Genomic DNA, 23,517 nt, shown 5'->3' with positions numbered 1-23,517 from the left:
AGATGTAGGAAAAATATCAATATGTTGTGGTGCAGGGGTTGTTTTTGGCTTTTCTTAGCGGTATACTGAGTGGCAGAACACGAACATAATCCACTGCAAAAATCTGTGCCTGACCGCAGGCACCATGAACACACTATCAATTTCTCATGATGAGAACAAGGAGTAATGACGGATGTTAGAGCAGATTGAGCGCCTTTCCTCTGACGACGATAACGACAACCCCCAAACTATGACACAATTAGAGGGGATTCGTCAAAAAGTTTTCATGGATCGGTACTCTTTGAAAGACCCCGATGGCAACCCACTAGAATTCTACCCCGAACAGCTATGGAAGCGTGTTGCTCGTGGCATTGCAGCCGTCGAACAGACCGAGGAAAAACGTGCGGAGTGGGAAAAACTCTTCTATGAAGCTCTGAATAATTTTCAATTTGTTCCCGGTGGCCGTATCTTAGCTGGTGCTGGCACTGGCCATCAAGTAACTTATTATAACTGTTTCGTGATTCCGTCTCCTGAGGATAGCCGCCAGGGCATTCTCGATAATTTGAAAGTGATGACGGAGATTATGGCTCGTGGTGGTGGTGTGGGTATTAATCTTTCGACGCTACGTCCTCGGGGCTCGTATATTAAGACGGTGAATGGGACGGCCTCTGGCCCCTGCTCATGGGCTCAACTGTATTCGGTGGCAACGGGCGATGTGATCCAGCAGGGTGGCTGCTTTGGTCCCAACGAGCGTATCTCAACCAGTAAGGGTCTGATCCCGGCCAGCGAACTGGCTGACCGTCTGGATGCTGGCGAGAGCTTTGAGGCTCTGACCCACAAGGGCTGGCGTGCCTTCAATTATGTTTTCCGCAACGGCACGAAGGATCTTTACGAGGTAACCACCAGCCGCGGCTATCGCGTTCGGGTGACCCTCGATCATAAGATGGGCGTCCTGCGCAATGGTGAGATTACGACTATCGCTCTACGCGATCTGGCCGAAGGAGATGAGATCCTGCTGCTGCTCGGCGAATACGATGCCGATGCACCAGCTGATAGCGAGCCAGTTCAACTCTCCACTACACCCTATGAACGCTCACTACTGTCAACAACACTCGATGAGCAGGTGACAGTACCCACACAGTTAACTGCCGAACTGGCCTATCTGCTGGGCTTCTCCTATGGTGATGGGCATGTGATGGGCGACAGGGGTCTTTCGCTGAGCGTCGCCAACAACCAGCCAGAGGTACAGGAACGCCTGGTTGCCTCGATTCGCTCGCTCTTTGGAATCGAGCCAGCCGTGAGCGCAGGCGATGATACAAACAATACAAACATTCAGCTTGACTCACGCGTAGTCGTCGAATGGCTCCATGAGAATGGCTTGCTCACACAAAAGGCTGAAACCATCCGCGTCCCCGAAGCTATCTTCCGCTCACCAGCTGATGTAGTGGAAGCCTTTATTGCTGGCTTCTTTGCGACCGATGGCTACGATCGCCGCGCCAACAGTGGCTATGGTATCGACAGCATCAGCCGCGAGCTGCTTGGTGACATTCAGCTTCTGCTGCTCAATCAGGGTGTTGTCTCACATATCACAGTACAACATCGTGCAGCTCAGGGCTGGCAGCCAATCTATCGTCTGATCGTAACAGGTGCACATTTTAAAAAGCGCTTCAGCGCTTTTGTGCAGAGCTTTGAAGATCAGGGCTACAGTGGCCTCCGCAGTCATCAGAGCTTCTTCAAGGGTACGAAAGATCGCGTTTCACCCTATGCTCTGACCCGCGTACGTGAGCGCGTCGCAGCCGCTGGTGGCGTTGCCATGGTCGAGCGCCTTGATGCCCTTCTGGGTGTCCTGCCAGACCCCATCGTCAGCATCGAGCCGCTTGGACCGTCAGAAGTCTTTGACTTTGAGGTCGATGATGTGCACCTTCTGGCAGGAAATGGTCTTTACACTTCAAATTCCCGCAGAGGCGCTTTAATGCTTATGCTCGACGATACCCATCCAGATGTCGAAGAGTTTATTACGGTGAAGCGGACGGCGGGCAAGATTCAACATGCCAATCTCTCGGTCTGTATCTCTGATGCCTTTATGCAGGCGGTCAAAGATGATGCCGATTGGAATCTGACCTGGCAGGGCGAAGTTAAGAAGACGATTCGCGCTCGCTCACTCTGGGATCTGATCTGTACCTCGGCCTGGGAGTCGGCTGAGCCCGGTATGGTCTTTATGGATCGCTATAATAAAGAGTCCAATACCTGGTACTACGAGAATATTCGCTGCGTTAATCCCTGCGTGACTGGCGATACGCTGGTCTATACCGATCAGGGCATGATCCCGGCCAGTGAGCTGGCAGAGATGGGGGCACCGGTCACTGTAGTCTCGCCTGATAGCGAGAATGTTGCTCTTCGTCAGGCCAGCCATGTCTTCTCAACTGGCGTCAAACCAGTCTTCCGTCTCCAGACGGAAGAAGGCTACACCATTCGTCTCACTGAAGACCATAAGGTTCTGACCACCGGAGGCTGGAAAGAGGCGGGCACGCTAAACACTGGAGATAAGATCAAGCTCTTGCATGCTGAAGGCTACTTCGGCACAACTGGCAATGCTGATCTGGGTCGCGTTCTGGGCTGGTTGGTTGGTGATGGCTCGATCAATACTCGTCGTGCGGGTAGTGTCATGCTCTCATTCTTTGGCAAAGAGCAAGCGATTGCACCCCAGTTTGCCGAAGCAGTAAACCGGCTCGTAGCAGCTCCCGAGGGGCAGAGACAATATGTGGTTGGTGCACAAAAAGTTGCAGATCGCGACGAGACCCGCGTGGAGTCGGTGCGGCTCCTACGCCTCATTGATCCCGAACTTCTGAGCAACAAGCTGCAGGTACCACCATCGGTCTTTCGTGGCTCTCATGAGATGCAGAAGGGCTTCCTGTCCGCTCTGTTTACCGCTGATGGTTCAGTACAGGGAAACCTTGAGAAAGGTGCCTCCATTCGTCTGACCTCTGTAAACCAGCAACTGCTAGAAGGTGTGCAGCAGCTTCTACTCAACTTTGGCATCTACTCACGTATCTATACAGAACTCCGTGAGGCTGGCTCGCGCGAGCTGCCGGATGGTAAAGGCGGCAGTGCTTCCTATGAATGCCAGAGCTACCATGATCTGGTCATAACAAAAGGAAGCTTCAGCGCCTTTGCCCATCAGATTAGCTTCCTGACACAGGAAAAGCAGAGCAAGCTGGAAGACCTGGTGGCAGCTTATAAGCGTGGACCATACAAAGAGGACTTCACCGCTACCTTTGTCAGCCTGACAGCAGAAGGCGAAGAGATGGTCTATGACCTTACCGAGCCTGAGGCTCATCTGTTTGTAGCCAACGGCCTGGTAGTTCATAATTGCGGTGAGCAAGGCTTACCTCCCTGGGGCGTCTGTAACCTGGGTGCATTGAACCTCTCAGCCTTTGTCTCCCATGGTGAGATGGATTGGGAGAAGCTGGCACAGATCAGTAAGATCGCTATGCGTTTCCTGGATAATGTGGTCGATGCCAACGAGTACTTTATCGCTGAGAATCGCGAGGCTCAGTTGAGCACACGCCGCACTGGCCTGGGGACAATGGGTCTGGCAGATGCACTGATTAAGATGAAAGTAGCCTATGGCAGCGATGCCTCTCTCCCCATTATTGAGCGCATCTATGCGACGATCCGCGATGCTTCCTATGAGGCTTCGGCAGATAATGCCGCCGAAAAGGGCTCGTTCCCGATGTTCGATCGCGAGAAGTATCTCCAGGGCAAGTTCATCCAGCGCTTACCTCAGCCGATTCAGGAGAAGATCGCCAATCAAGGCATCCGTAATGCGGTTCTGTTAACACAGGCCCCCACCGGTACAACCAGCCTGCTTTCTGGCGCCAGCTCCGGTATTGAGCCAGTCTATGACTTTGCGATGATCCGCCGTGACCGCACTGGTGAACATATCCTGTATCACCATCTGCTCCAGGAGTGGCGCGATGAGCATCCCAATGAGGCAACCCCTGATTACTTTGTCGCCTCTAAGGATCTCACTCCCGAAGAGCATGTCCGCGTCCAGAGTATGATCCAGCGCTACACCGATTCGAGCATCAGTAAGACGGTCAATGCTCCGAATGAGCATACAGTCGAGGATGTGCAGAATCTCTATCGCCTAGCATATGAGATGGGCTGTAAAGGTGTGACCTACTATCGCGATGGCTCTCGCGATGCAGTGCTGACCCGCGTTGAGGATGAGAAGAAGGCAGCTGAAAAAGCGGAGAAGGCGGCGCAGGCCCAGGCTCCGATGTTTGAGCCGGTCACTTCGATTCATCAAGGGATCAAACAGCGTCCGTCTGTGGTTCAGGGCTACACCCGCCAGGTGCGCGCTCCTGAGGGCAAGATCAATATCACGATCAACAGCGATGATCAGGGACCATTCGAGGTCTTTGTGAACGTTGGTAAGGCCGGTAGCGATATTGCCGCACTCTCAGAGGCACTGGGCCGCCTGATCTCGCTCAATCTACAGCTCCTTAGCCCGCTCTCGCAGACGGATCGTGCTCAGGAGATCACGAACCAGTTGCGCGGTATCGGTGGTAGCCGTTCGGTTGGCTTTGGTGTACAGCAGGTTCGCTCGCTGCCCGATGCGGTTGCTCGCGCTCTAGAGATCCATATGGAAGCTCTTAATGAGGCTCCTGAGACGGTGGCTCCGGCTCCAGCGCCAGTCAGCAAGGTTACTGAAGAACCCGTGGCCGAAAGCCATGTCAGTGCTCCAGTCAATCTCAATCAGCTCCGCGTAACGGGCAATCTCTGCCCACAGTGCGGTTGCAACACCATGGTCTATGAAGAAGGTTGCAAAAAGTGCTATAGCTGCGGCCATAGCGAGTGCTAAGCTAATATCCATATGTGGCTGGTGACAACAACACCAGTCACGGGCTGGCATCGCTCAGCCCAATCATCGCGAGAGGCCGAATGCAGTGCATCAGATTGTCTGTGCTGCATTCGGCCTCTCTCTGCTCGAGTGTTTCGAGATATGCTTAGCTCAAGGTCTCCCCAGAGAATTCCTGCCAGATGAGCCTCATATCCCTGGGCGTTAGCGGCGACCCCACGGGGATAATCTGTCGCCATTCTTCATCAGAGAGCCGCGAGACCCATTCGCGTATGACCTCATAGCTCCTGGGCTCCCCTTTCATCTGCTGCCTCCAGATCTGCGCCATCGGATTGGCAACTATCCTTGGTACACCAACCATCCGCAGCCAGATCGCTTCTCGCTGGCGCACTCCAAAGAAGAGCATTGAAGGGATATAGCCCACTGGCTGCCAACCACGCTGTTTCTGGCTTGAGAGGCAGACCGTCTCTAAAGCACCTATCCCCCAGGCAGCCTGACTTAATAAGCGTGAGAACAGATAGCGTGAAAAGTTCATAATCTGCACATCCGGGTCATTCTCATGCGCTCCATAACGCCGGGCCATCTGCTTGAGCGAGACGCCATTTACCCAATCGCGGAGAATGGCTGCAATCTGTTCCGCGCTGTGCGCATAGTCGCTCTCTTTCCCCAGCTGAATCTCTGGGAGATTGGCTATCGCACTGATACGCTCAACCATCGGATGGCTATCCTCTCCAAATAAGCGCTCAGGCTCCCAATTTTCGGCCAGGGTCAGCTCTTCGTTATGATTCTTCCTGGCTAATAGCTCTAACACGGTCGGGGTTGCAAAACCTGTCTGATCAGCCAGCACCAGAATATTCTTATGCTGGCTCAGTTGTTCTAGATAAGAGCGGCAGATCTGCACTAGTTTCTGGGCCGCGACCTTACTCTGCTTCTGCACCTGATAATAGACCAGACTCGAGCGCAAGAGATCCTCAACCTCTTCAGCCAGGTTGCCATTCCCTGAGACTCTCATGGCATGGGCCAGAAATTGCAGCAAGGGCGAAAGCTGTGGATACTCATAGAGCGACTCAACGGTAAACGTCGTGCTGATCTCTTCGGCGCGCACCAGAAGCATCGCCAGACGACTGGAGATCTCCTGCGCTTCGTTCTTGAGAAAATCAACATAGCCCTCCAGCCGATTCTTATCTACCGCTGGAAACGCAACCACACCAACTGAATCAACAAGCGTTCGACCAGCCCGGCCCGCAATATTCCAGAAATCCTGATAGGAAAGATGAGAGCTTCTCCCTTTGCGGAGATCCTCAATGATGACTGTGGTAATGGGAAAGTTCATCCCCTGCGCCAGCGTTGTAGTCCCACAGACCACTTTCACCAGCCCATCTCTGATCAACTTCTCAATCAACCAGCGTGCCTCCAGGGAGAGCCCGCTATGATGATAGGCTACTCCATGTTGTAAGTAGGCCGAGAGGTGCGAATCGGTCCCCAGCTCTGCCTCAAGATAATGGCAGACGGCATCGCGAAATGCGTGAGGCTCCAACTTCGGCATCTCGTTGGCAATCTCTTTCGCTCGCCGGGCAGCAAACACAGGACCATAACAGAGAACCAGGACGGAACCACGCGGCAATAAAGCCTGTACTGTGGCCTTTGTCATCTCATGAACGGTCGTGATACGGGAAGCCGTTCGGCCAATCAGCACCTTCATCCCGGCTCGCACATCGGGGGCATGAGCGGTCGAGACGGTCTCAAACTCTACCGTCCAGTTCCCTTCCGTTTTCACACTTTTGACCGCCCCAATCAGCTTCCGACCAGGCTTCCAATGAATAGAAATGGGGGGCAAGGCCTGCTCCTCTCCCAACCACTGTACCAGCTCTTCATCATTGGGGAGAAAGGGCGAGAGCAAGAGAAAACGCGCCCGCGCTCGATCGCGCTTAATGGTACTGAGTAAGAGCTCTAGCCTCACACCGCGCCCCTCTTCGCTGATATTATGCGCCTCATCAGCAACGACCAGGGAGAGGTTTTGTGTGACTGGATGACCACTACGAATCAGCAGATCAAGCTTCTCTGGCGTGGTCACCAGCACATCAATACGGCTCTTTAAGAGGTGCTCTTCGGTTGGATCAAGCTCAAAGACTGGTACCGTCTGCTCAACACGCAAGAGATGGCGAAAGTCGGCTCGAAAATCCAGTGCGACCTGATTGACCAGTGCGCGCGTCGGAACGACATAGGCGATCGTCCCATGAGGGTTGAGCGCCTTTGTCTGAATAACGGCGAATTTGGCCAGCAAGGTCTTGCCTGCACTGGTTGGCATCTCGACAAGAATGGCGCGATGATAGGAATCCAGAAGATGACGACGCAACGCTTCCTGCTGGCTGGGCCAGAGCTCAATCACAGGCTGATTGCGCGCGGCTGAGGTCAGAGCCTCGACATATTTCTGCACATTCTCACCCAGAAGCCCGACATGGGTCCAGATGGCATTCTGGACCAGCTCGCGACAACCAACCCAGAGCAGATCCGCAATATGGGCCAGAAAGTTCATCTGCCCCTGCTCAAATGCATCCAGCGCTTGCTCATGATGGCGATCCAGCCGTAGATTGATCTTATCCCGTCCCATCTGCCCACTCAGAAGATAATTTCCAGCCAGCACCACAAGCTGAGCAAGATGATAGAAGCCCATCAGCTCAAATGCCGCTGGTGCCTGCTGCTCTTCTGCCAGACCATCCAGATACAGCTCCTCATCTTTGCCCTGCATCTGCTTTAAAGTATCCAGACTGGCAAGTGCATGATGAATATCGTCCCAACCGTTATCTTTGCGCACAAGCCGGATAAAGGCACTCAAGACGTGCGCCGCCACAACCTTACGCCAGTCCTGTTGCCCGGTTGAAAGATCTAATTGATACTGCCGTAGCTCTAATCGTGTCTCAGCCGTTCGCTCGGAGAGCAGACCTGCCACACTTAAGCTAAAAGCGAGCATCAGTTCAGGCAGAATGAGCTCTTGCCCAAACTCAGCTTCCATCAGGTGCAGACCCGATCCTGAAAGATGCCCTGGATCATTCCCCTGCTTCTGCACCGACAGGGAGACCAGCGCTCTCCAACAGGTAAAAGCCAGCAGGAAGTATTCACACAGTTCCCCTTTCTGGCCCTCGTGTTGATTGGTCACATAGTGTTTAAAGGCCCTCAGGCCCTGCTTCTCATAGAGAAAACCATAGCGTGGCAATTTCTCTGGGGTAGGTTGATACGTATCTTCCGTTGGTAAAGCGGCGATCATGCGGGCCAGCGTAGCATGATCGGCTCGTTGTATAAAAAGAGGAACATTCAGCTCCTGTAGCGCGGTTTGTAGGGTCGTACTCAACCGGACACCCCCGTCTTCTCGACAATACTGTACCAGTCCTTAATAAGAGTATTTAAATCATCTGGAACGCAGGCGATTAAGAAACGAATGTCGGCTGGCAGATAGTCGGCTGGCGTCTGACGAAAACTTCCAAAATCGGCCTCAGTATATTTTGTCTTTGGCCGAATCAAGACGTTACAGCTGACAATCCGTAGTTTCTCAATCTGCTGCTCTTCAATATATGTGGCCGCTTCTGCAAGTAGGTCCCCGATGCGCTCATCTTTCGTGAAGCGATAGGCCCGCCAGATCTTCTCTTTTGTGGCATGGCTCATCGCATCGAGATGATGGCGATGCTGCTTACTCAAACAATCATCACTATCATCAACTACACGCGGGGGCGATTTCTGGTCATCAGATACTTTTACTTCACACAATACAATCGTTAAGGGGTCACCACGCTCAATGCCAATGGCATCTATACCACGCCCTGGCAGGTCTTTTAGTTCCCGATAGCTGATGCTCTTGGCGCCAAAGAGCGTATTATACCAGCACTCTAATAATACATAACATAATAACTCGCCAAAATCGCTACGTACGACATTAAAATTTCCAGGCTTATATTTGGGGATACTGGCTTTCGCAATATATCTTTCTAAACGAGTCATATCCATATGAAAGTCACTCTCGGGAGCTTGAATAGGACGACGTGGAAGAATAGATTGTGAGAGTGTTTTCACATACTCTTTTGCCAGTGGAAAAAGCCAATCTACAGTTGAACTACTTCCTGGTTCATAGACCCGATACTGGTGTTTTCCGCTATCGAACTCACCAGCCAGCGCGAAAAGTGTGCTCATGCTGTATGATCCTTGTCCTGTGATCGAGGTGGTATATATTGGTATATATAATGATACAAGGACATCATCATGTCAGCATTATAACGCCTGGTTATGAATTTCGCAACAAATAACTACCTAAAATAGAGGATAAATACGACGGGCAAGACTGGTATTTTATCCACTATTTTAGGTATGGTAGCTTTGAAAATATGAGCTTTTCCCTGTCCATCCACATCTACTCTATCCTAAAATATTCTGTTCCTCAATAATACACCCAATTCCAGAAAAATGTAATCCCTTCGTCGCTCATTTCTGAGATCTCGTGACACAAAAAAGAAGACACCCTGGTCAAACGGTGTCTCCATTTCGGCCAGGGTGTCTATCAATGTGAAATGCGCATGGTCTCAGGAATATTTTTTGACGAAACGATCTATACGCACCAGTGCCTCTTCTAATTTTTCGTAGGCGGTACAATAGGCAACGCGTACATAGCCTTTACCGGCATCTCCAAAGGAGCTTCCAGGCACAACGGCAACTTCTTCTTCGACTAATAAACGCTCTGCAAACTCTTCATCGCTCATGCCGCCTACACCGCTCACATAGGGGAAGGCATAGAAGGCTCCATGAGGCTTACAGGTGGGAAGCCCAATCCGATTCAGGCCTGCGACCAGCATTTTCCCACGGCGTGCATAATCTGCCTGCATGTGCAGGACATCGTCTTCTCCGTGGCGGAGCGCCTCCAGGGCCGCTTCCTGAGCAGCCGTTCCAGCGCACATAATGGTATATTGATGAATCTTACACATCGCTTCTAAGAGATAGGAGGGGGCGGCAACATATCCTACACGCCAGCCCGTCATGGCATAGGCCTTGGAGAAACCATCCAGCAAGATGGTTCGCTCTTGCATTCCGGGAAAAGAGGCAATGCTAAAGTGCTCAATATCATAGACTAGACGGCTATAGACCTCATCAACAGCGACGATGAGATCATATTTGATCGCGATTCTGGCTATTCCTTCCAGCTCTTCACGTGGGATGACGGCTCCTGTTGGATTATTGGGGGTGCCTAACAGGATCAATTTGGTGCGAGGAGTGATAGCAGCTTCGATATCTGCTGCGCGGACGGCAAAATTGTATTCGGCATAGGTCGTAACGGGGACGGCAACACCACCAGAGAAAATAATATCGGCCTCATATGCAACGTAACCAGGGTCAGAAGAGATCACTTCATCGCCAGGATCGATCAGTGTACGCATCACAAGGTCCACACCCTCGCTGACACCCACTGTCACAAGAAGCTGCCTGGCAGGATCATAGGTGAGGCCAGTCCGTCGCTGGAGCATTCGTGCAATCTCTTCACGCAAGGCCAATGTCCCATAATTTGAGGTATATTGGGTCCGTCCAGCCTGAATTGAGGCGATACCTGCCTGACGAATATGCTCTGGCGTGACAAAATCAGGCTCTCCAACGCCCAACGAGATGACATTTGGCATCGTGTTGATAATGTCGAAGAACTTCCGAATCCCTGAGGGTTTGACCTGCTGTACCCGCTGCGACAGCGTACTCCGTTTAATTACGTCCATTCCGTCTACCTCTTTTTCTCTATCCCAGAGCTGATGCCACTCAGAAGACAAGGATTGCCCTGTTCCGGGCACATCCACGATCATCAGATCGTCTGTGCTGATAGTGCGAATATCGTAGATAGTGGCATCTTTGCACACGTACACATTAACCGCTGTCCACACACTTTAACATAAAAACTGGGAAGAGACAATCAATTAAAGTCCTAACCCTCGGAGACGTTTGATCACATCTGGCAACACGGCGAGAACTTTCTCGATATCCTCATCCGTATTCTCTTTTCCTACGGTGAGACGCAGACTTCCATGCGACCACTCAGGCGGGAGTCCCATGGCGACCAGAACATGCGACGGTTCAACGGAACCGGAGGTACAGGCTGAACCAGAGGAGGCGGCGATTCCCAGCAGGTCGAGGTTCAGCAGGATCGATTCGCCCTCAACGCCTTCAAAACAGAAACTGGCGTTATTGGGGAGACGTAAGGTGGGATGGCCTGTCAGGCGGCTGCGGGGAATCTGCAAGATCCCTTCAATCAGACGATCTCGCAGACCTTCGATTCGCGGTGTTGCCTGCTCTAATTCGGCATAGGCCAGTTGGAGTGCCGTGGCAGTCCCTACAATGCCAGCGATATTCTCTGTCCCGGCGCGGCGTCCCCGCTCCTGCGATCCCCCCTGCAATTGTGGAAGAAGACGCATTCCCTGGCGTACGTACAAAATGCCCATACCCTTAGGGCCATAAAACTTATGGGCCGAGAGCGAGAGGAGATCAACGTGGAGATCAGCCACATCAATAGGCAGGGCACCGCCAGCCTGCACTGCATCGACATGAAAGGGGATCTTACGCGCACGACAGATACGCCCAATCTCAGCAATCGGCTGAATAGTTCCCACCTCATTATTGGCATACATCACCGAGACCAGAATCGTCTCATCCGTCAGAGCATTGACAACGTCTTCAGGTCGCACCATCCCATACTCGTCAACTGGCAGGTAGGTCGTATGAAAGCCAAAACGCTCAAGATACTGACACGTATGCAAGACGGCATGGTGTTCCACAGCGGACGTGATGATATGTTTCCCTTTTTTCTGTGAAGCAAAGGCCATACCTTTGATTGCCAGGTTATCGCTCTCCGAGCCACAACCGACAAAGGCAATCTCCGTTGCCCGACAATGCAATAGTTCGGCAACCTGTTCACGCGAACGATCAATTGCCTGCATTGCATGACGTCCCAGCGTATAGATACTGCTGGCATTGCCATATTCTGTCGTAAAGTAGGGAAGCATCACCTCGAGGACGCGTGGATCTAACGCGGTCGTGGCGGCATGGTCAAGGTAGATAGTGCGCTCTGACATGATGTGTTATTCCTGTTTTTCAGCTAATGGGATGAGAGCACAGCGTCGTTGCAAACGTCCATCTCTGTCTGATTTCCGTCTTACTTTTCCTTCAAATTATAGCACAGTGGGGCCGCCTATTCATTTAATAGGCCCCAGTTAAAGGTTGTCTCTGGCTGAACAGTGGGCGAATTATACGCCAGGGTCACCATTGTATGCGATTTTAACTCAATCTGCTTGAAATCCCCTGTATAGGCCTTCCCATTGACATAGACCTGCCAACCAGTCGTACTGGCCAGCTGACTGGGAAATTGTAATTGAGAGAAGTGATCATGCCAGACCTGCAAAAATGTTCCCAGTTTAAATGTATCTGTCTGAGGAGCCTCCATATGAATGATGCCGCTGGTATCATGGGTATGCATCCAATAGATACAGCTCTGATCTGGCGCTATGCCAATATTCTCAGCAACTGGTACCGCTTTGCCATTGATAAAAATAGACAGGTGAGCATGAATGTGATAGGTGAGCTGCTCGCTGCTGGAACAGGCAATGTTATCAATCACTCCGTAAGCAGGGTTGTCGGAGACAGGAGTAATAGCTACCTGTGGAGTTGGCGTCGTCGGAGATTGAGCCGCCGGAGTTGCCACGAAGAAAAAACGGATGTAGAGTACGACAACAAGCACTATTGCAGCCACAATGGCTGTGATAATGGTGGTCAACAGCCGTTTCTGGCGTCGTATGGCTCGTTGACGCTCGGCCTCACGACGACGCAGTTCTTCGCGCCGCCGCTCTTTCTTCGTAGACTGATTGGTCGTCATAAGATAAAGCCCTTACTTTTTATCGAGGTCTTTCTTCTTCTTGAAGAAGCCTTCGTTCATGCTCCCGGAACGATATCCGAGAAGATCCACGGTAACATAGGCATAGCCGATCTTGCGCAAACCATCGGTGACCACACGGCTCATCTCTTCCTCGACCAGGCGCACAATATCCGCTCGTTCGACTTCAATGCGGGCAATTTTATCGTGATGACGCACCCGCAACTGACGAAAACCCAGATCGCGCAGAAACTTTTCTGCCTTATAGACCATCTGAAGCGAGGCTACATCCACCTTGCTGCCATAGGGAATGCGTGAGGAGAAGCAGGCCAGCGCTGGTTTGTCCCAGACGGACATCTGGAGCAGTTTGGCGACGGCACGAATCTCGCGCTTGCCCATACCGGCCTCTTTCAGCGGGCCGCGCACTGCAAACTCTCGCGCCGCGCGCTGGCCCGGGCGAAAATCGCCATCGTCATCTGTGTTGACCCCATAAGCGATATATTCCAGCCCTCGCTCTTTCGCTAATGGTTCGAGATGGGTAAATAGCTCGGTCTTACAAAAATAACAGCGGTTGAGGTCATTTTTGACATACTGCTCATTCTCCAGCTCGTGTGTCTCCAGGGTTACCAGGGGAAGTCCGAGCTGTTGCGCAACGTCCAGGGCCTCTTGCGTCTCCTCTGGAGCATACGCCGGTGAAGAGGCAATGGCTCCCAATGCGCGTTCACCCAGGACATCGTAAGCTACTTTCAGCAAGAGTGCACTATCTACACCACCTGAATAAGCTACGAGAACTGAGCCCATCTCGCGCAAAATCTGTTGGAGATGCTCATATTTTGCCTGAGTCTCGGCATCAAGGGCTGTGTCGCCAACTATAGGCATAGCCGAAGCATTGGTATCTATCATTATGCTCTCCTGAATCTTTCCCTGGTGCATGACAGATCGTGGGAATAATCTTGGTCGACACACACATCACCAGGCCCATGGGGCTCAAACATCATCAACCGACATTATACCATTTTATACAATGCCCGCTCGCTTCTCCCCAGTATGATGGTCCTCAACAATTGAGAACAGATCATCGCATTCTTTTATTTCCATCCAGGTCACTTGCAGCTTTGTGATAATCAATTATAATGAAACTGGTTATCAACGCTACAATCTGTCTATGTATCAAACGAGATCTTACCTGTAGATGACTACCTGGACTGGCGAAACGCTCGTGTGAGAAGTGAAGGAGCCTATGACGATCGCTGCCATTATTTTAGCCGCTGGAAGCTCGAGCCGCATGGGCGAGGGTCGCCATAAACTTTTGCTTCCTCTGGGAGAACGCCCGATCCTTGCTCATGTCCTGGAGAGCACCTGTGTCTCACAGGCAGATCCGATCCTGGTGGTGCTTGGTCATCAAGCACCGCAAATTCGTCAGAGTCTCACCAGTCTCCCAGACCAGAGGAGCATTCACTATCTCGAAAATACGGCCTATCAGCAAGGAATGAGTAGCTCGCTACGCCTGGGAGTGCAGGCCTTATCACAACTGATACAATCAGGCCAGAAGATTGATGGCTGCCTGGTTATCCTGGGCGATCAACCCCTGCTGACGTCGACAATTATTGATACGCTTATTCAATATCATAACGAAACCAAAAAAGCAATTATTGCTCCGCTTTACGCAGGGAAACGGGGGCACCCGGTCCTATTTGCCAGCAGGCTCTTTGCAGAGCTGCAACAGGTCAGTGGCGATGAAGGTGGACGAAGCATTATTGCTCGCCATCAGGACGAGTTGCGTACCATCGAGGTTGGTCCAGGCCCGGCTAATGACGATATCGATACCTGGGAGGCCTATCAAGCCCTCCTCCAACGCTGGCAAAAGCCTGATGCACACGACATTGGAGATCGGAGATGAGTATCTTGGAAGAGAAGACCAAACAGCAGGCACAGTTCTGGCTCGAATATTGCCAGCAACTCTCCGCAACAATTCGCTACGTTGAGGCCTTAAAGGCCGCAGAACGCGCCGTCGCTCTGGATCAGACGAATGCTGAAGCCTGGTATATGAAAGGGACCTGTCTGGCTATGCTCGCACGCTATCCAGAGGCGCTCGCAGATTTTGAGCTCTCTATTCAGCACGATGGACACTATGCTCCTGCCTGGGATGGCAAAGCCTGGGTACTTGGCATTCTTGGACGCAGAGAGGAAGCATTAGCCGCCGTTGAACGCGCTCTTGTCCTTGATCCTACCTCCTATGAGGCCCATAAACGCAAAAAACGTCTCGAAGGCTTTGAGTAGTCCTCGCTTTTCAGGTATCTCCCATTGGAATGCTTGAGATCGTTTGCGTCTTATCTTCTAGCAGACCATTTTTTTCCCTCTCAAGAGCCGTAACATTCTCTGTTCAGAAAGGATATCTATGCCAGATTCCTCTCCTACTCTCAAAAAACCACTTTCAGTAGATAAGACCGATAAAAAAATGTCTGGTACGCTTCGCCTTCGTCGCCTCCTGAGCCTGGCGCAACCCTATGGCTGGAAATTGCTCATCACGATGATTCTGACCGCAATCACCAGCACGCTCTCGCTCGCCTATCCAGCTTTAACTGGTCAGGTGATTGATAGCATTATTCTTGATAAAAATGCCAATGCACTGCACAACATGATCTTTATTCTGCTTGGCCTGGTTGTGATACAGAGCATCCTGAGTTTCTGGCAGAGCTACTGGCTCTCGATGATTGGAGAGCGCGTCGTGATCGATCTCCGGCTCCGCCTCTATACCCATCTGCAGAAGCTCCCATTGGCTTTCTTTCAGAAGAATCGCACTGGTGAACTGCTCAGTCGGCTTACAAACGATGTCACGACCGTTCGCAATGCTGCGACAAATAATCTGACGAGCTTTATACAGAATCTCATTACGCTCCTCCTTGGAATCGCCATTCTTATCACAGGGCCAGATACCTTACTTGCGAAAGCCAATCAACTAAATGGAGCGATCCCTGCTGGTCATCCCTCCTCTGGAGGTGGTGGCGATACTATTTTCTGGATTCTTCTGACCTTGCCGCTCTTCTCTCTGCCTTTTCTTATTGCCGGTCGCTCAATTCGCCGCATCTATAAACAGGAATACGCTGTCTTAGGAGAAGCGACGGCAGCTTCAGAGGAGAGCCTGAGTAATGCAAAGATCGTCAAATCCTTCACACGCGAACAGTATGAGACTGAGCGCTATAGCAAGTTAACCTGGCAACAGTTTGGAGTGGCCAGAAAACGCATCCAATTAATGAGCTTTGTTCGCGCAATCTCGTCTCTCCTTGGGATTGGGGGGATTGCCTTCTTCCTCTGGTTTGCGGGAACCGCTGTGATGGAAGGACATCTCACGATTGGCACTCTCACCACAACGATGCTCTATGTCTTCTTCCTCTCGCGCCCCATTACCAGTGCCAGTGATCTCTTTAGCCAGTATCAGATGGCTCTCGGCTCAACTGAACGCCTCTTTGAGCTCCTGGATACTCCCATTACGCTGACCGATGCGCCTGACGCTGTGCCACTTCCTCCTGTACAAGGGGAGCTTCGCTTTGATAAGGTCTCATTTAGCTATGAGGATGAGCGACCAATCTTAAAAGAGGTCTCGTTTACAGCTCAGGCAGGACAGGTCGTTGCCCTGGTTGGACCGAGTGGAGCCGGGAAGACAACGATTGCGAATCTCATACCACGTTTCTTTGATCTCCAGAGCGGGCAGATTACGATCGATGGCTACGATATTCGGCATGTGCAGATTCAGAGTCTGCGCGAACAGATCGGCATTGTCTTACAGGAACCTGTTCTCTTTGGGGCAACCATCCGTGAGAATATTGCCTATGGTCGCTTAGATGCCACTCTGGAGGAGATTGAAGCAGTTGCACATGCGGCCAATGCCTCTGAATTTATTCGCCAGTTGCCAGAGGGCTATGAAACCCTGGTTGGGGAGCGAGGAGTCAAGCTCTCGGTGGGCCAGCGCCAACGCATTGCCATCGCTCGTGCTCTACTGCGCAATCCACGCATTCTGATCCTCGACGAAGCCACAAGCTCACTCGATAATGAGAGCGAGAGTCTGGTCCAGGAAGCGCTCGATCGCTTAATGCGCGAACGCACAACCATCGTGATCGCCCATCGGCTAAGCACGATCGAAAAAGCCGACCGCATTGTGGTTATTGAGCAAGGCCGCGTCGTCGAACAGGGAACACATGAGGAGCTCTTAGCCTCTCACGGCACCTATTATCGACTCTCAACACGCATTTTTGAAAGTGAAGAGATTGCTCCCTAAGAAGAGATTGTGGAGGGAAGAGGCTCGACGTAGTCCGCCATGGTCCATCATGAATGATAACCGACGTGGTCCGCAGCCATCATAAATGATGAGCCCGCCATCATTCATACAATAAAGCGCTTATGAAATGCAATTTATCGTATGAGAAGGGTCCATCATTTATGGTGAGCGTGACTATACGATTTTGGAATCTTTCATCAAGAGTTGTTCTACCAGAAGGATAATCTCTTGTTGGACCTCTGTAATTGAGCGTGTGGCCTGCACAATCTTTATTCGTTCGGGATGCGTCTGGGCCAGGCATAAAAAGGTCTCACGCAATCGCTGATGAAATACCACGGATTCACGGTCGAAGCGGCTCACCTCGTCCCGCTTCCCACTCTGATCCTGTGCCAGATCGGTCCGTTGCTGCACCTGCTGAGGATCAAGATCCAGAAAGATGGTGAGATCGGGCACATGACCCTGAGTAGCAATCAGGGAGAGCTGTTCAACTCGTGCCGTTCCAACGCCCCGAGCTGCACCCTGATAGGCAATGCTTGAATCAAAACAGCGATCGGTGACCACGAGCTTCCCTTCCGCAAGCGCTGGCAGGATCAGGGTCTCGAAGTGTTGAGCCCGATCAGCCTGAAATAAAAAGGCTTCGGCCAATGGCGTCAATGCCAATTCAGGCTGCTGGAAGAGCAAACGGCGAATCTCAATTCCTAGAGGTGTTCCCCCTGGCTCGCGCGTCCGGATATACGAGAGTTGCCGGGCTCGTAACCACCGTTCAAGCAGATCCATCTGCGTCGTTTTACCAGCTCCATCCAGGCCTTCAAAAGAGATGAGGCGACCTTTACTCATCACCGTTATCTCTCGCGATCCGAACGATAGATCTCATAATCCCAGTCAAAGTGGGGTTTGGGCAACATATCCTCTGGCGACCAGTGCTGATCCTGACCATATTTCCCATGATACTCTTTGATCGTCTCGCCTACATATTCAAAGGTGAGCTGACAGATGCGAAAACCAACGGGGACGATGATCGAGGTCTGCGTATGATTGCTGATCTCCATTGTCCAACGATTGATATACCCAACATCACCGACACCGGCGCAGCGACAGACCGAGAGTCCAGAGCGAGCGACCGTACTGCGTGAATACATTTTCGCCAGATACCCATTATGCCCCCCGATAATCTCCTGTGTATGAGCCAGAATCGTGGTTCCTGGGCGGATAGCAATCTTCCCACCTTCTGCCTTGCGAGGCTCGCCCCAATAGCGCCGAATCTCATCTGGCTGGTCCAGATGCATGACCTCAATATTGGCATCTCCCTGAAAATACCACTCACCCAACCGGCAATCATACGAATTGGGGCCCAGATGGCGCTCGTTGAAGGGCTCAATCACAATATTGCCCTGCTTTAACTCTTCTACAATACGTTTATCGGATAACAGCATAATTCAACAACTCCTCGCGACAGTCTTCCAGTCTTGCTCTTTTAGAAGGGTGTAGCGCCCGAAGACAATAGAATAGAGAGTCGGTCTGATCAGGCATGAGGCTCGGCTATGCAACTGACAGCATCCCGCTTCCACCAGGGCCCACTTCTCCATTATGTGATGATAAATAAGTACCGCCTATTATAGCGCATTTTATTCCTGAGCGATAATTCTCTGGTACTCTCCTGAGAGGACAGCTACATATCGATGGGATCGGTCTCTTCCAGCAAGGCTTCGAGCGGAAGAGTCCGCGCCTCTTCAACCGCTGACCACATCTGCTCGCTTAATTGCTGAATACTACTCTCAGCGCCAAGCACATGCTGAAAAGGGAAAAAGGCTCGATCATCGCTATGGCGGTGAATCCAACGGCTGATGATGTTAATCTGATCTACTTCAGCCTTGCCCACAATAGTGGGCGGTGCTCCCAACTGCGCTGCAACGTCTAAAAAGTTCTTAACCGCTTGCTCCATCACTGTCCGCTCATGTAAAACGCTCGCCTGCTGGACAAGGCGACCATGCCGAATCAAGAAGAGCTCATTATGCCCTTCATTGGCTGAGGGATACACGATAAAGAGGTTGTTGGCTTCTACTGCTCCTGTGATCAGACGCTGACCAATGAGGATCTCGTCGGCGCTATGGATGGCATCTCGCAGCCAGGCCGCCCGCTCAAAATTCAGGTTCTGGGCGGCATCAAACATCTGCCGACGCAGACGTTCAAGCAGATCTTCACTCTCACCACCTAGAAAGGAACAGACCTGCTCAATTACTTTGCGGTAGTCTTCAACGTCTGCTCCGCCGCGACAAGGAGCAGAACAGCGACCAAGGTGGAGTCGTAAGCAGGGATCGGTCGCTTTCGCCTGGGGAGGAAGGCTACGTGTGCAGGTCCGAATGGGGAAGATCTTCTGCACCAGTTCGATCGTGACATCCACCATGCGACGGCTCCGAAAAGGTCCAAAATAGCGGGCCCCATCTGCGGTAACCTCACGTGTCGCGTAGACGCGGGGAAACGGATGTTGAACATCGATCTTGATAAAAGGATAGAGCTCATAGTTGCGTAGCTGTACATTATAGGCTGGCTGCAACTCTTTAATCAGGCGTGACTCTACAAGAAGCGCCTCGAGTTCAGAACCCAGGACGCGCGTCTCGATCTCACGTACGCTCTGCAAGAGCCCATCCATTTTCTTAGTATAGCCCAATGGCTGGCTATAATAAGAAGAGAGACGATCCTTGAGTGACTTTGCTTTACCAACATAGATGACCTGCTTAAACTCATCTTTCATCAGATAGACGCCAGGCCGATTAGGAAAATCTCGTTTCCAGGCCGGATTGAGCAGGAGCGTCCCCGTTGGGCGCGTCATCCCCGAGGCTCCATTCGTCAGTTTGCCATCAGCATCCCAGAGCTTCCCTTTCCCCACGGGCTCCACTTGCTCAATCTCACCACTCCACGCGACGGGCAACTGCACGCGTCGGCGCAGGTGTCCATGGGTGTAAATACCCTGCTTCTGCGCTTCCTCTAAAATTCGCAGAAAGACAGCCGCGGTGACCTCAGCATCCCCCAAAGCACGATGCCGATCATGCACAGGAATATTCAGATGGGTCGCGACCATATCCAGCTTAAAACGCTTTAAGCCTGGCAGAAAGCGGCGCGCCAGCGGAATGGTGTCAAAGCCATCAAGGGGTAAGGATTTGCGCAGAAGTTTTGCTTCATAGCTCAAAAAATTCAGATCGAAGCTCAGGTTATGGCCTACAAGGGTACCGTCGCCCAGAAATTCTAAAAAATTGGCAAAGATCTGTCTGGCAGTGGGAGCCTCATCAACCATATCCTGGGTGATGCCTGTGAATTTGGCAATAAACGGAGGGATACGGCGCTCGGGATTGACCAGGGTCTGAAAGGTATCCACGATCCGTCCACCCTGAACACGAACGGCTGCAATCTCGATCACACGATCGGGCCCTGGCCGCAAGCCCGTTGTCTCAGTATCGACGACAATAAACTCAACATCCTCCAGACGCAGCTTGAGACTTCGCCAGGCCGCCAGTGACCAGAGGATCTGCTCCTCCCCTTCAGGCTCAATAACCGACTCAAACAGGGATGAGCCACGCAAGGTTTTGCGGAGTAAAGTGGTCCAGAGCTGTTTATTGCCATTGGCACCAAACAAATATTCAATCAGTGCCTCTTCAGGAACTGGCTGTCCCTGACTCTCTAACAATTCATATGCACGCCGCACTAATGTTCCCCGCGCTGGTACGGGGCTCCCATCCTCCTGCGCCATTCCACCAATCCTCCTACAATGACCGGATAGAAAACAGAAATATAGGTCACCTGTACGAGAATAGCACGCGCAGGCCCGTTTGACAAGAATACAACCATTTTCTCCACTTACACAGAAAGCCAGATCAGATCTCATAAATTTCAAACTGGTAGATCCGAGCTGCTTTATGCTCAGGACTGCGCTGGGGATTAGTGATGAGCAATGTGAGATAGCGCACCTCTTGTGGCTCAAACTGATGGGTAGTTACGCTGGCAGTATTTCCTGTGACGGAGACTATCGTCTGCCACGAAGTCCCATCCAGGCTGACCTGTATCCCAAAATCACAGGTATTATACATGGGATCTTCACCACCCGCGCCCGCATGATTAAGCACAATTCGCCCAATCATAACTGGCCTTGTCAGATCCAATTGGAGCCAGTAGCGTCCACTGGTGCCCGGAGAACACCATTTGCTATTGTAGAGGACAGTACCATCCACAGCCTTCTCTGGCCCTTCCAGCGGCGAACAGGACGCATCAGCCTGAGTAGGAACAGAGAGAGCCAGATTGGTGAGAAGTGGGCCATCTGCACTAAACGGAATAGCAGCCACCAGTGCATCCAGCGCTGAACTCTGGCGTGCTGCATCAATTCTATCGACAGGTCCACCCCAGTAGAGCCCATACTGATGAGAGGTCGTCTTATTATAGGTTATGATCGCTTCAACATTTTTGACAATAAATTGGCGATAGATGCTCCTGCGATCGACCAGATAGAGCTTGAGCAGATTGCGCAGAAAGACGCCCTTAAATTGGGGTCCATCTGCTCCACAATCTGTACGTTCACACGGTTCCGTCAAAATCCCGTTCTCATTGACAAGATAGTGCAGTGTCGCATTCGCCAGTGCCTCTGCCATCTGGAGATAGCTCTCTTGCTCAGTCATTTTATAGAGATCTACTAATCCGCCCAGTAAGACGCCCTGGTTGTATGTCCAGTTAACGCCACGATTACTTGTACAGCGCTTCGTCAAGCCATCGCTCACCAGATAATCTGGAGTAATCAGGCCACTTTTGGCGAACCAGTTCCAGGTTGCCAGCGCCCAATCTCCATACTGCTGACGCACTGGCGAGCCTGCTGTACGCTCATACAGTCGAGCACCCAGGGCCAGAAAAAGCTCATTTGCAATCGCATTTTTATAGGTGCGCTCCTTTGACCACCAGACTCCGCCACGACATCTGGAGTCCCACCCTTGCTTGATATCCTCAAAGATCGTCTGCGCCATCTGAAGATACCGGACCTCACCGGTCAGATCAAAAGCATTTGTCCAGGTTAACGCCCACCAGCCCTCATCATCATAATAATTATTGAGAAATGAGCCATCTGCATGTTGATTAAAGAAATGTTCAATCACTGAGCGGTATTGCGTACTCCCGGTCAATAATGAGTAATCAATCAAAGTATGCACTGCATTGGCAGCATTCCACCAGCCTGTCGTCTCGAACAGAGCCTTCACGGGATTGTACCAGGCTAACAGAGCCTCAGCTCCAGCCGAAGCGTAGAGGCGATAATTCTTGTTTGGTAACAGCACTTGCGCAGCCATTTCTTCACTACCTTTATTTCATGGATCAGAATAGGGTGAATGCCAACAGGTAGGGACCTCTATCTACACGCTCTCAGTCCCTGCTTCTGCGACACAGCCTTACATATCTTTATCCGCTCTCTCTAGCTATCCACATGACGTACAAAATATGCTACAATTTACAGAAAGTAGGACATATTTTCTAATGAAGAAAGGTTATGAATAATGGCAAGCCAGCATCGTCTGAAAACGACTCCTCGTGTTGTCTATACGCTTCCAGAAATGCAGAACAGTACAGTCCGCAAAAACGTGACCTATAAAACAGTCGAAGACACTGAGCTTCAGCTAGATGTTTACTATCCCGCCTCTCATAGAAAGGGGCAGCGGCTACCAGCTGTGATCCTGATTCATGGCGATGGATCAGTTGAGGATCTGAGGGCTATCAAAGACGGAGGACAGTATGAAGCATGGGGCCAGTTAATCTCTGCTTCTGGCATTATCGCTATTACGGCCAATCATCGCTCAACCGAGGCACTCACAAATGTCGCTGGAGTTGCCAATGATATCGATGACCTCATTACCTATGTACGTGATCATAATGAGAGCCTGCAAATTCATGAAGAGGCGCTGGGTATCTGGATCTGCTCAGCTGGCGGCCCGATGGGGTTACGCGCCGCACTCTATGATACGCCACCATATGTGCGCTGTATCGTCTGCTATTATACGCTCGCCGATCTCAAAACGTATTATGACGGCCTCTATAGCACTACCCGAAATGGATCTGAACAGATTACGCCCCTCTTCACTGAAGACGATTTTGAAGAATTCTCGGCTGTGAGTCTTCTACAACGACGATCTGGGAATGTGCCACCAATCTTTATCGCTCGAGCTGGTCTGGATAACCCTCTCCTCAATGAGAGCCTGGAAGCCTTTGTAAGTGAAGCGATCGCTCAGAATGTCGAAGTTGATTTTATGAACCACCCAACCGGCCAACACGGCTTTGATATCCTCAACGATGATCCCCGCTCTCACGAGATCATTCGCCGCTCGCTAGAATTTATGCAGACCCATCTGCTCTAAGCCAGAGCAAGAGAAGATCTCTCGTCGAGAGAGACCTTCTCTCTTCCACTATCAGGTAAGTAAAGGATATTTATCAGGTAGGTAAGGAGTATTTTCTATCTCACAAAGGTCACTTCGCAATGAATGAGCTTTT

Annotated in this window: 15 protein-coding genes; 5 read left to right on the top strand and 10 right to left on the bottom strand. The window is 51.4% G+C overall.

Annotated elements, in window-relative coordinates:
- Positions 1-172 precede the first annotated feature (172 nt).
- Entirely contained in the window at positions 173-4,846 is a 4,674-nt protein-coding gene (locus EL628_RS09420) for a ribonucleotide reductase barrel domain-containing protein (RefSeq protein WP_126579702.1), read from the top strand.
- Between the two features lie 145 nt (positions 4,847-4,991).
- On the opposite strand, the gene EL628_RS09415 is transcribed toward EL628_RS09420, so the two are convergent.
- The 6 genes from EL628_RS09415 to larE form a co-directional block, all read right to left on the bottom strand.
- The gene (locus EL628_RS09415) at positions 4,992-8,192 is read right to left on the bottom strand and encodes a DEAD/DEAH box helicase (RefSeq protein ID WP_126579701.1); all 3,201 of its coding nucleotides are present in this window, start codon (positions 8,190-8,192) and stop codon (positions 4,992-4,994) included.
- Positions 8,189-9,025, bottom strand: a complete 837-nt coding sequence (locus tag EL628_RS09410) for a Hachiman antiphage defense system protein HamA (protein WP_126579700.1) — start codon at positions 9,023-9,025, stop codon at positions 8,189-8,191. The genes EL628_RS09415 and EL628_RS09410 overlap by 4 nt, the downstream gene beginning before the upstream one ends.
- A 386-nt stretch (positions 9,026-9,411) precedes the next feature.
- Positions 9,412-10,587 carry an aminotransferase class I/II-fold pyridoxal phosphate-dependent enzyme gene (locus EL628_RS09405; RefSeq protein ID WP_126579699.1) on the bottom strand — a complete coding sequence of 392 codons (1,176 nt, stop codon included), beginning with the start codon at positions 10,585-10,587 and terminating at the stop codon, positions 9,412-9,414.
- 195 nt (positions 10,588-10,782) lie between these two features.
- Positions 10,783-11,934 carry a cysteine desulfurase NifS gene (nifS, locus tag EL628_RS09400; RefSeq protein ID WP_174719957.1) on the bottom strand — a complete coding sequence of 384 codons (1,152 nt, stop codon included), beginning with the start codon at positions 11,932-11,934 and terminating at the stop codon, positions 10,783-10,785.
- 116 nt (positions 11,935-12,050) lie between these two features.
- Positions 12,051-12,731: a hypothetical protein gene (locus EL628_RS09395; protein ID WP_126579697.1), complete on the bottom strand. Its 681-nt coding sequence runs from the start codon at positions 12,729-12,731 to the stop codon at positions 12,051-12,053.
- A 12-nt stretch (positions 12,732-12,743) separates the two neighbouring features.
- On the bottom strand, positions 12,744-13,631 hold the full coding sequence (gene larE / locus EL628_RS09390; RefSeq protein WP_245994037.1) for an ATP-dependent sacrificial sulfur transferase LarE: 888 nt from the start codon (positions 13,629-13,631) through the stop codon (positions 12,744-12,746).
- Between the two features lie 337 nt (positions 13,632-13,968).
- Between larE and EL628_RS09385 the strand changes: the two genes are divergently transcribed.
- The 3 genes from EL628_RS09385 (at position 13,969) to EL628_RS09375 (ending at position 17,004) form a co-directional block, all read left to right on the top strand.
- Positions 13,969-14,628, top strand: a complete 660-nt coding sequence (locus EL628_RS09385; RefSeq protein WP_126579696.1) for a nucleotidyltransferase family protein — start codon at positions 13,969-13,971, stop codon at positions 14,626-14,628.
- Positions 14,625-15,008: a tetratricopeptide repeat protein gene (locus EL628_RS09380; RefSeq protein ID WP_126579695.1), complete on the top strand. Its 384-nt coding sequence runs from the start codon at positions 14,625-14,627 to the stop codon at positions 15,006-15,008. The genes EL628_RS09385 and EL628_RS09380 overlap by 4 nt, the downstream gene beginning before the upstream one ends.
- Positions 15,009-15,126: 118 nt before the next feature.
- Positions 15,127-17,004, top strand: a complete 1,878-nt coding sequence (locus EL628_RS09375; protein ID WP_126579694.1) for an ABC transporter ATP-binding protein — start codon at positions 15,127-15,129, stop codon at positions 17,002-17,004.
- Positions 17,005-17,178: 174 nt separating this feature from the next.
- Here EL628_RS09375 and tmk read toward each other — a convergent pair whose 3' ends face one another.
- The 4 genes from tmk to EL628_RS09355 all read right to left on the bottom strand — a co-directional run bounded on the left by tmk (position 17,179) and on the right by EL628_RS09355 (position 22,325).
- The gene (tmk, locus tag EL628_RS09370) at positions 17,179-17,841 is read right to left on the bottom strand and encodes a dTMP kinase (RefSeq protein ID WP_126579693.1); all 663 of its coding nucleotides are present in this window, start codon (positions 17,839-17,841) and stop codon (positions 17,179-17,181) included.
- Between the two features lie 5 nt (positions 17,842-17,846).
- The gene (dcd, locus tag EL628_RS09365; RefSeq protein WP_126579692.1) at positions 17,847-18,437 is read right to left on the bottom strand and encodes a dCTP deaminase; all 591 of its coding nucleotides are present in this window, start codon (positions 18,435-18,437) and stop codon (positions 17,847-17,849) included.
- Between the two features lie 236 nt (positions 18,438-18,673).
- Positions 18,674-20,749 (bottom strand): exonuclease domain-containing protein, encoded by a 2,076-nt coding sequence (locus tag EL628_RS09360; protein ID WP_161975375.1) that lies wholly within the window; start codon positions 20,747-20,749, stop codon positions 18,674-18,676.
- A 124-nt stretch (positions 20,750-20,873) separates the two neighbouring features.
- Complete coding sequence (locus tag EL628_RS09355) at positions 20,874-22,325, bottom strand: glycoside hydrolase family 76 protein (RefSeq protein WP_126579690.1); 1,452 nt, start codon at positions 22,323-22,325, stop codon at positions 20,874-20,876.
- 204 nt (positions 22,326-22,529) lie between these two features.
- On the opposite strand from EL628_RS09355, the gene EL628_RS09350 reads away from it, so the two are divergent.
- Positions 22,530-23,384 carry an alpha/beta hydrolase family protein gene (locus EL628_RS09350; RefSeq protein ID WP_126579689.1) on the top strand — a complete coding sequence of 285 codons (855 nt, stop codon included), beginning with the start codon at positions 22,530-22,532 and terminating at the stop codon, positions 23,382-23,384.
- Positions 23,385-23,517 lie beyond the last annotated feature (133 nt).

Source organism: Tengunoibacter tsumagoiensis, from assembly GCF_003967535.1.
In the GTDB taxonomy this organism is placed as follows: Bacteria; Chloroflexota; Ktedonobacteria; order Ktedonobacterales; family Ktedonobacteraceae; genus Tengunoibacter; species Tengunoibacter tsumagoiensis.
Note: the sequence above shows the minus strand (reverse complement) of the source record. Positions and strands in the feature narration are given on the sequence as shown.

Bases quoted from the DNA above. Each gene is read 5' to 3' on its own strand.
- EL628_RS09395 (WP_126579697.1), bottom strand. From the start codon at position 12,731: ATGACGACCAATCAGTCTACGAAGAAAGAGCGGCGGCGCGAAGAACTG.
- dcd (WP_126579692.1), bottom strand. From the start codon at position 18,437: ATGCTGTTATCCGATAAACGTATTGTAGAAGAGTTAAAGCAGGGCAAT.
- tmk (WP_126579693.1), bottom strand. From the start codon at position 17,841: ATGAGTAAAGGTCGCCTCATCTCTTTTGAAGGCCTGGATGGAGCTGGT.
- EL628_RS09410 (WP_126579700.1), bottom strand. From the start codon at position 9,025: ATGAGCACACTTTTCGCGCTGGCTGGTGAGTTCGATAGCGGAAAACAC.
- EL628_RS09375 (WP_126579694.1), top strand. From the start codon at position 15,127: ATGCCAGATTCCTCTCCTACTCTCAAAAAACCACTTTCAGTAGATAAG.
- EL628_RS09380 (WP_126579695.1), top strand. From the start codon at position 14,625: ATGAGTATCTTGGAAGAGAAGACCAAACAGCAGGCACAGTTCTGGCTC.
- nifS (WP_174719957.1), bottom strand. From the start codon at position 11,934: ATGTCAGAGCGCACTATCTACCTTGACCATGCCGCCACGACCGCGTTA.
- larE (WP_245994037.1), bottom strand. From the start codon at position 13,631: ATGATAGATACCAATGCTTCGGCTATGCCTATAGTTGGCGACACAGCC.
- EL628_RS09420 (WP_126579702.1), top strand. From the start codon at position 173: ATGTTAGAGCAGATTGAGCGCCTTTCCTCTGACGACGATAACGACAAC.
- EL628_RS09350 (WP_126579689.1), top strand. From the start codon at position 22,530: ATGGCAAGCCAGCATCGTCTGAAAACGACTCCTCGTGTTGTCTATACG.
- EL628_RS09385 (WP_126579696.1), top strand. From the start codon at position 13,969: ATGACGATCGCTGCCATTATTTTAGCCGCTGGAAGCTCGAGCCGCATG.
- EL628_RS09360 (WP_161975375.1), bottom strand. From the start codon at position 20,749: ATGGCGCAGGAGGATGGGAGCCCCGTACCAGCGCGGGGAACATTAGTG.
- EL628_RS09355 (WP_126579690.1), bottom strand. From the start codon at position 22,325: ATGGCTGCGCAAGTGCTGTTACCAAACAAGAATTATCGCCTCTACGCT.
- EL628_RS09405 (WP_126579699.1), bottom strand. From the start codon at position 10,587: ATGGACGTAATTAAACGGAGTACGCTGTCGCAGCGGGTACAGCAGGTC.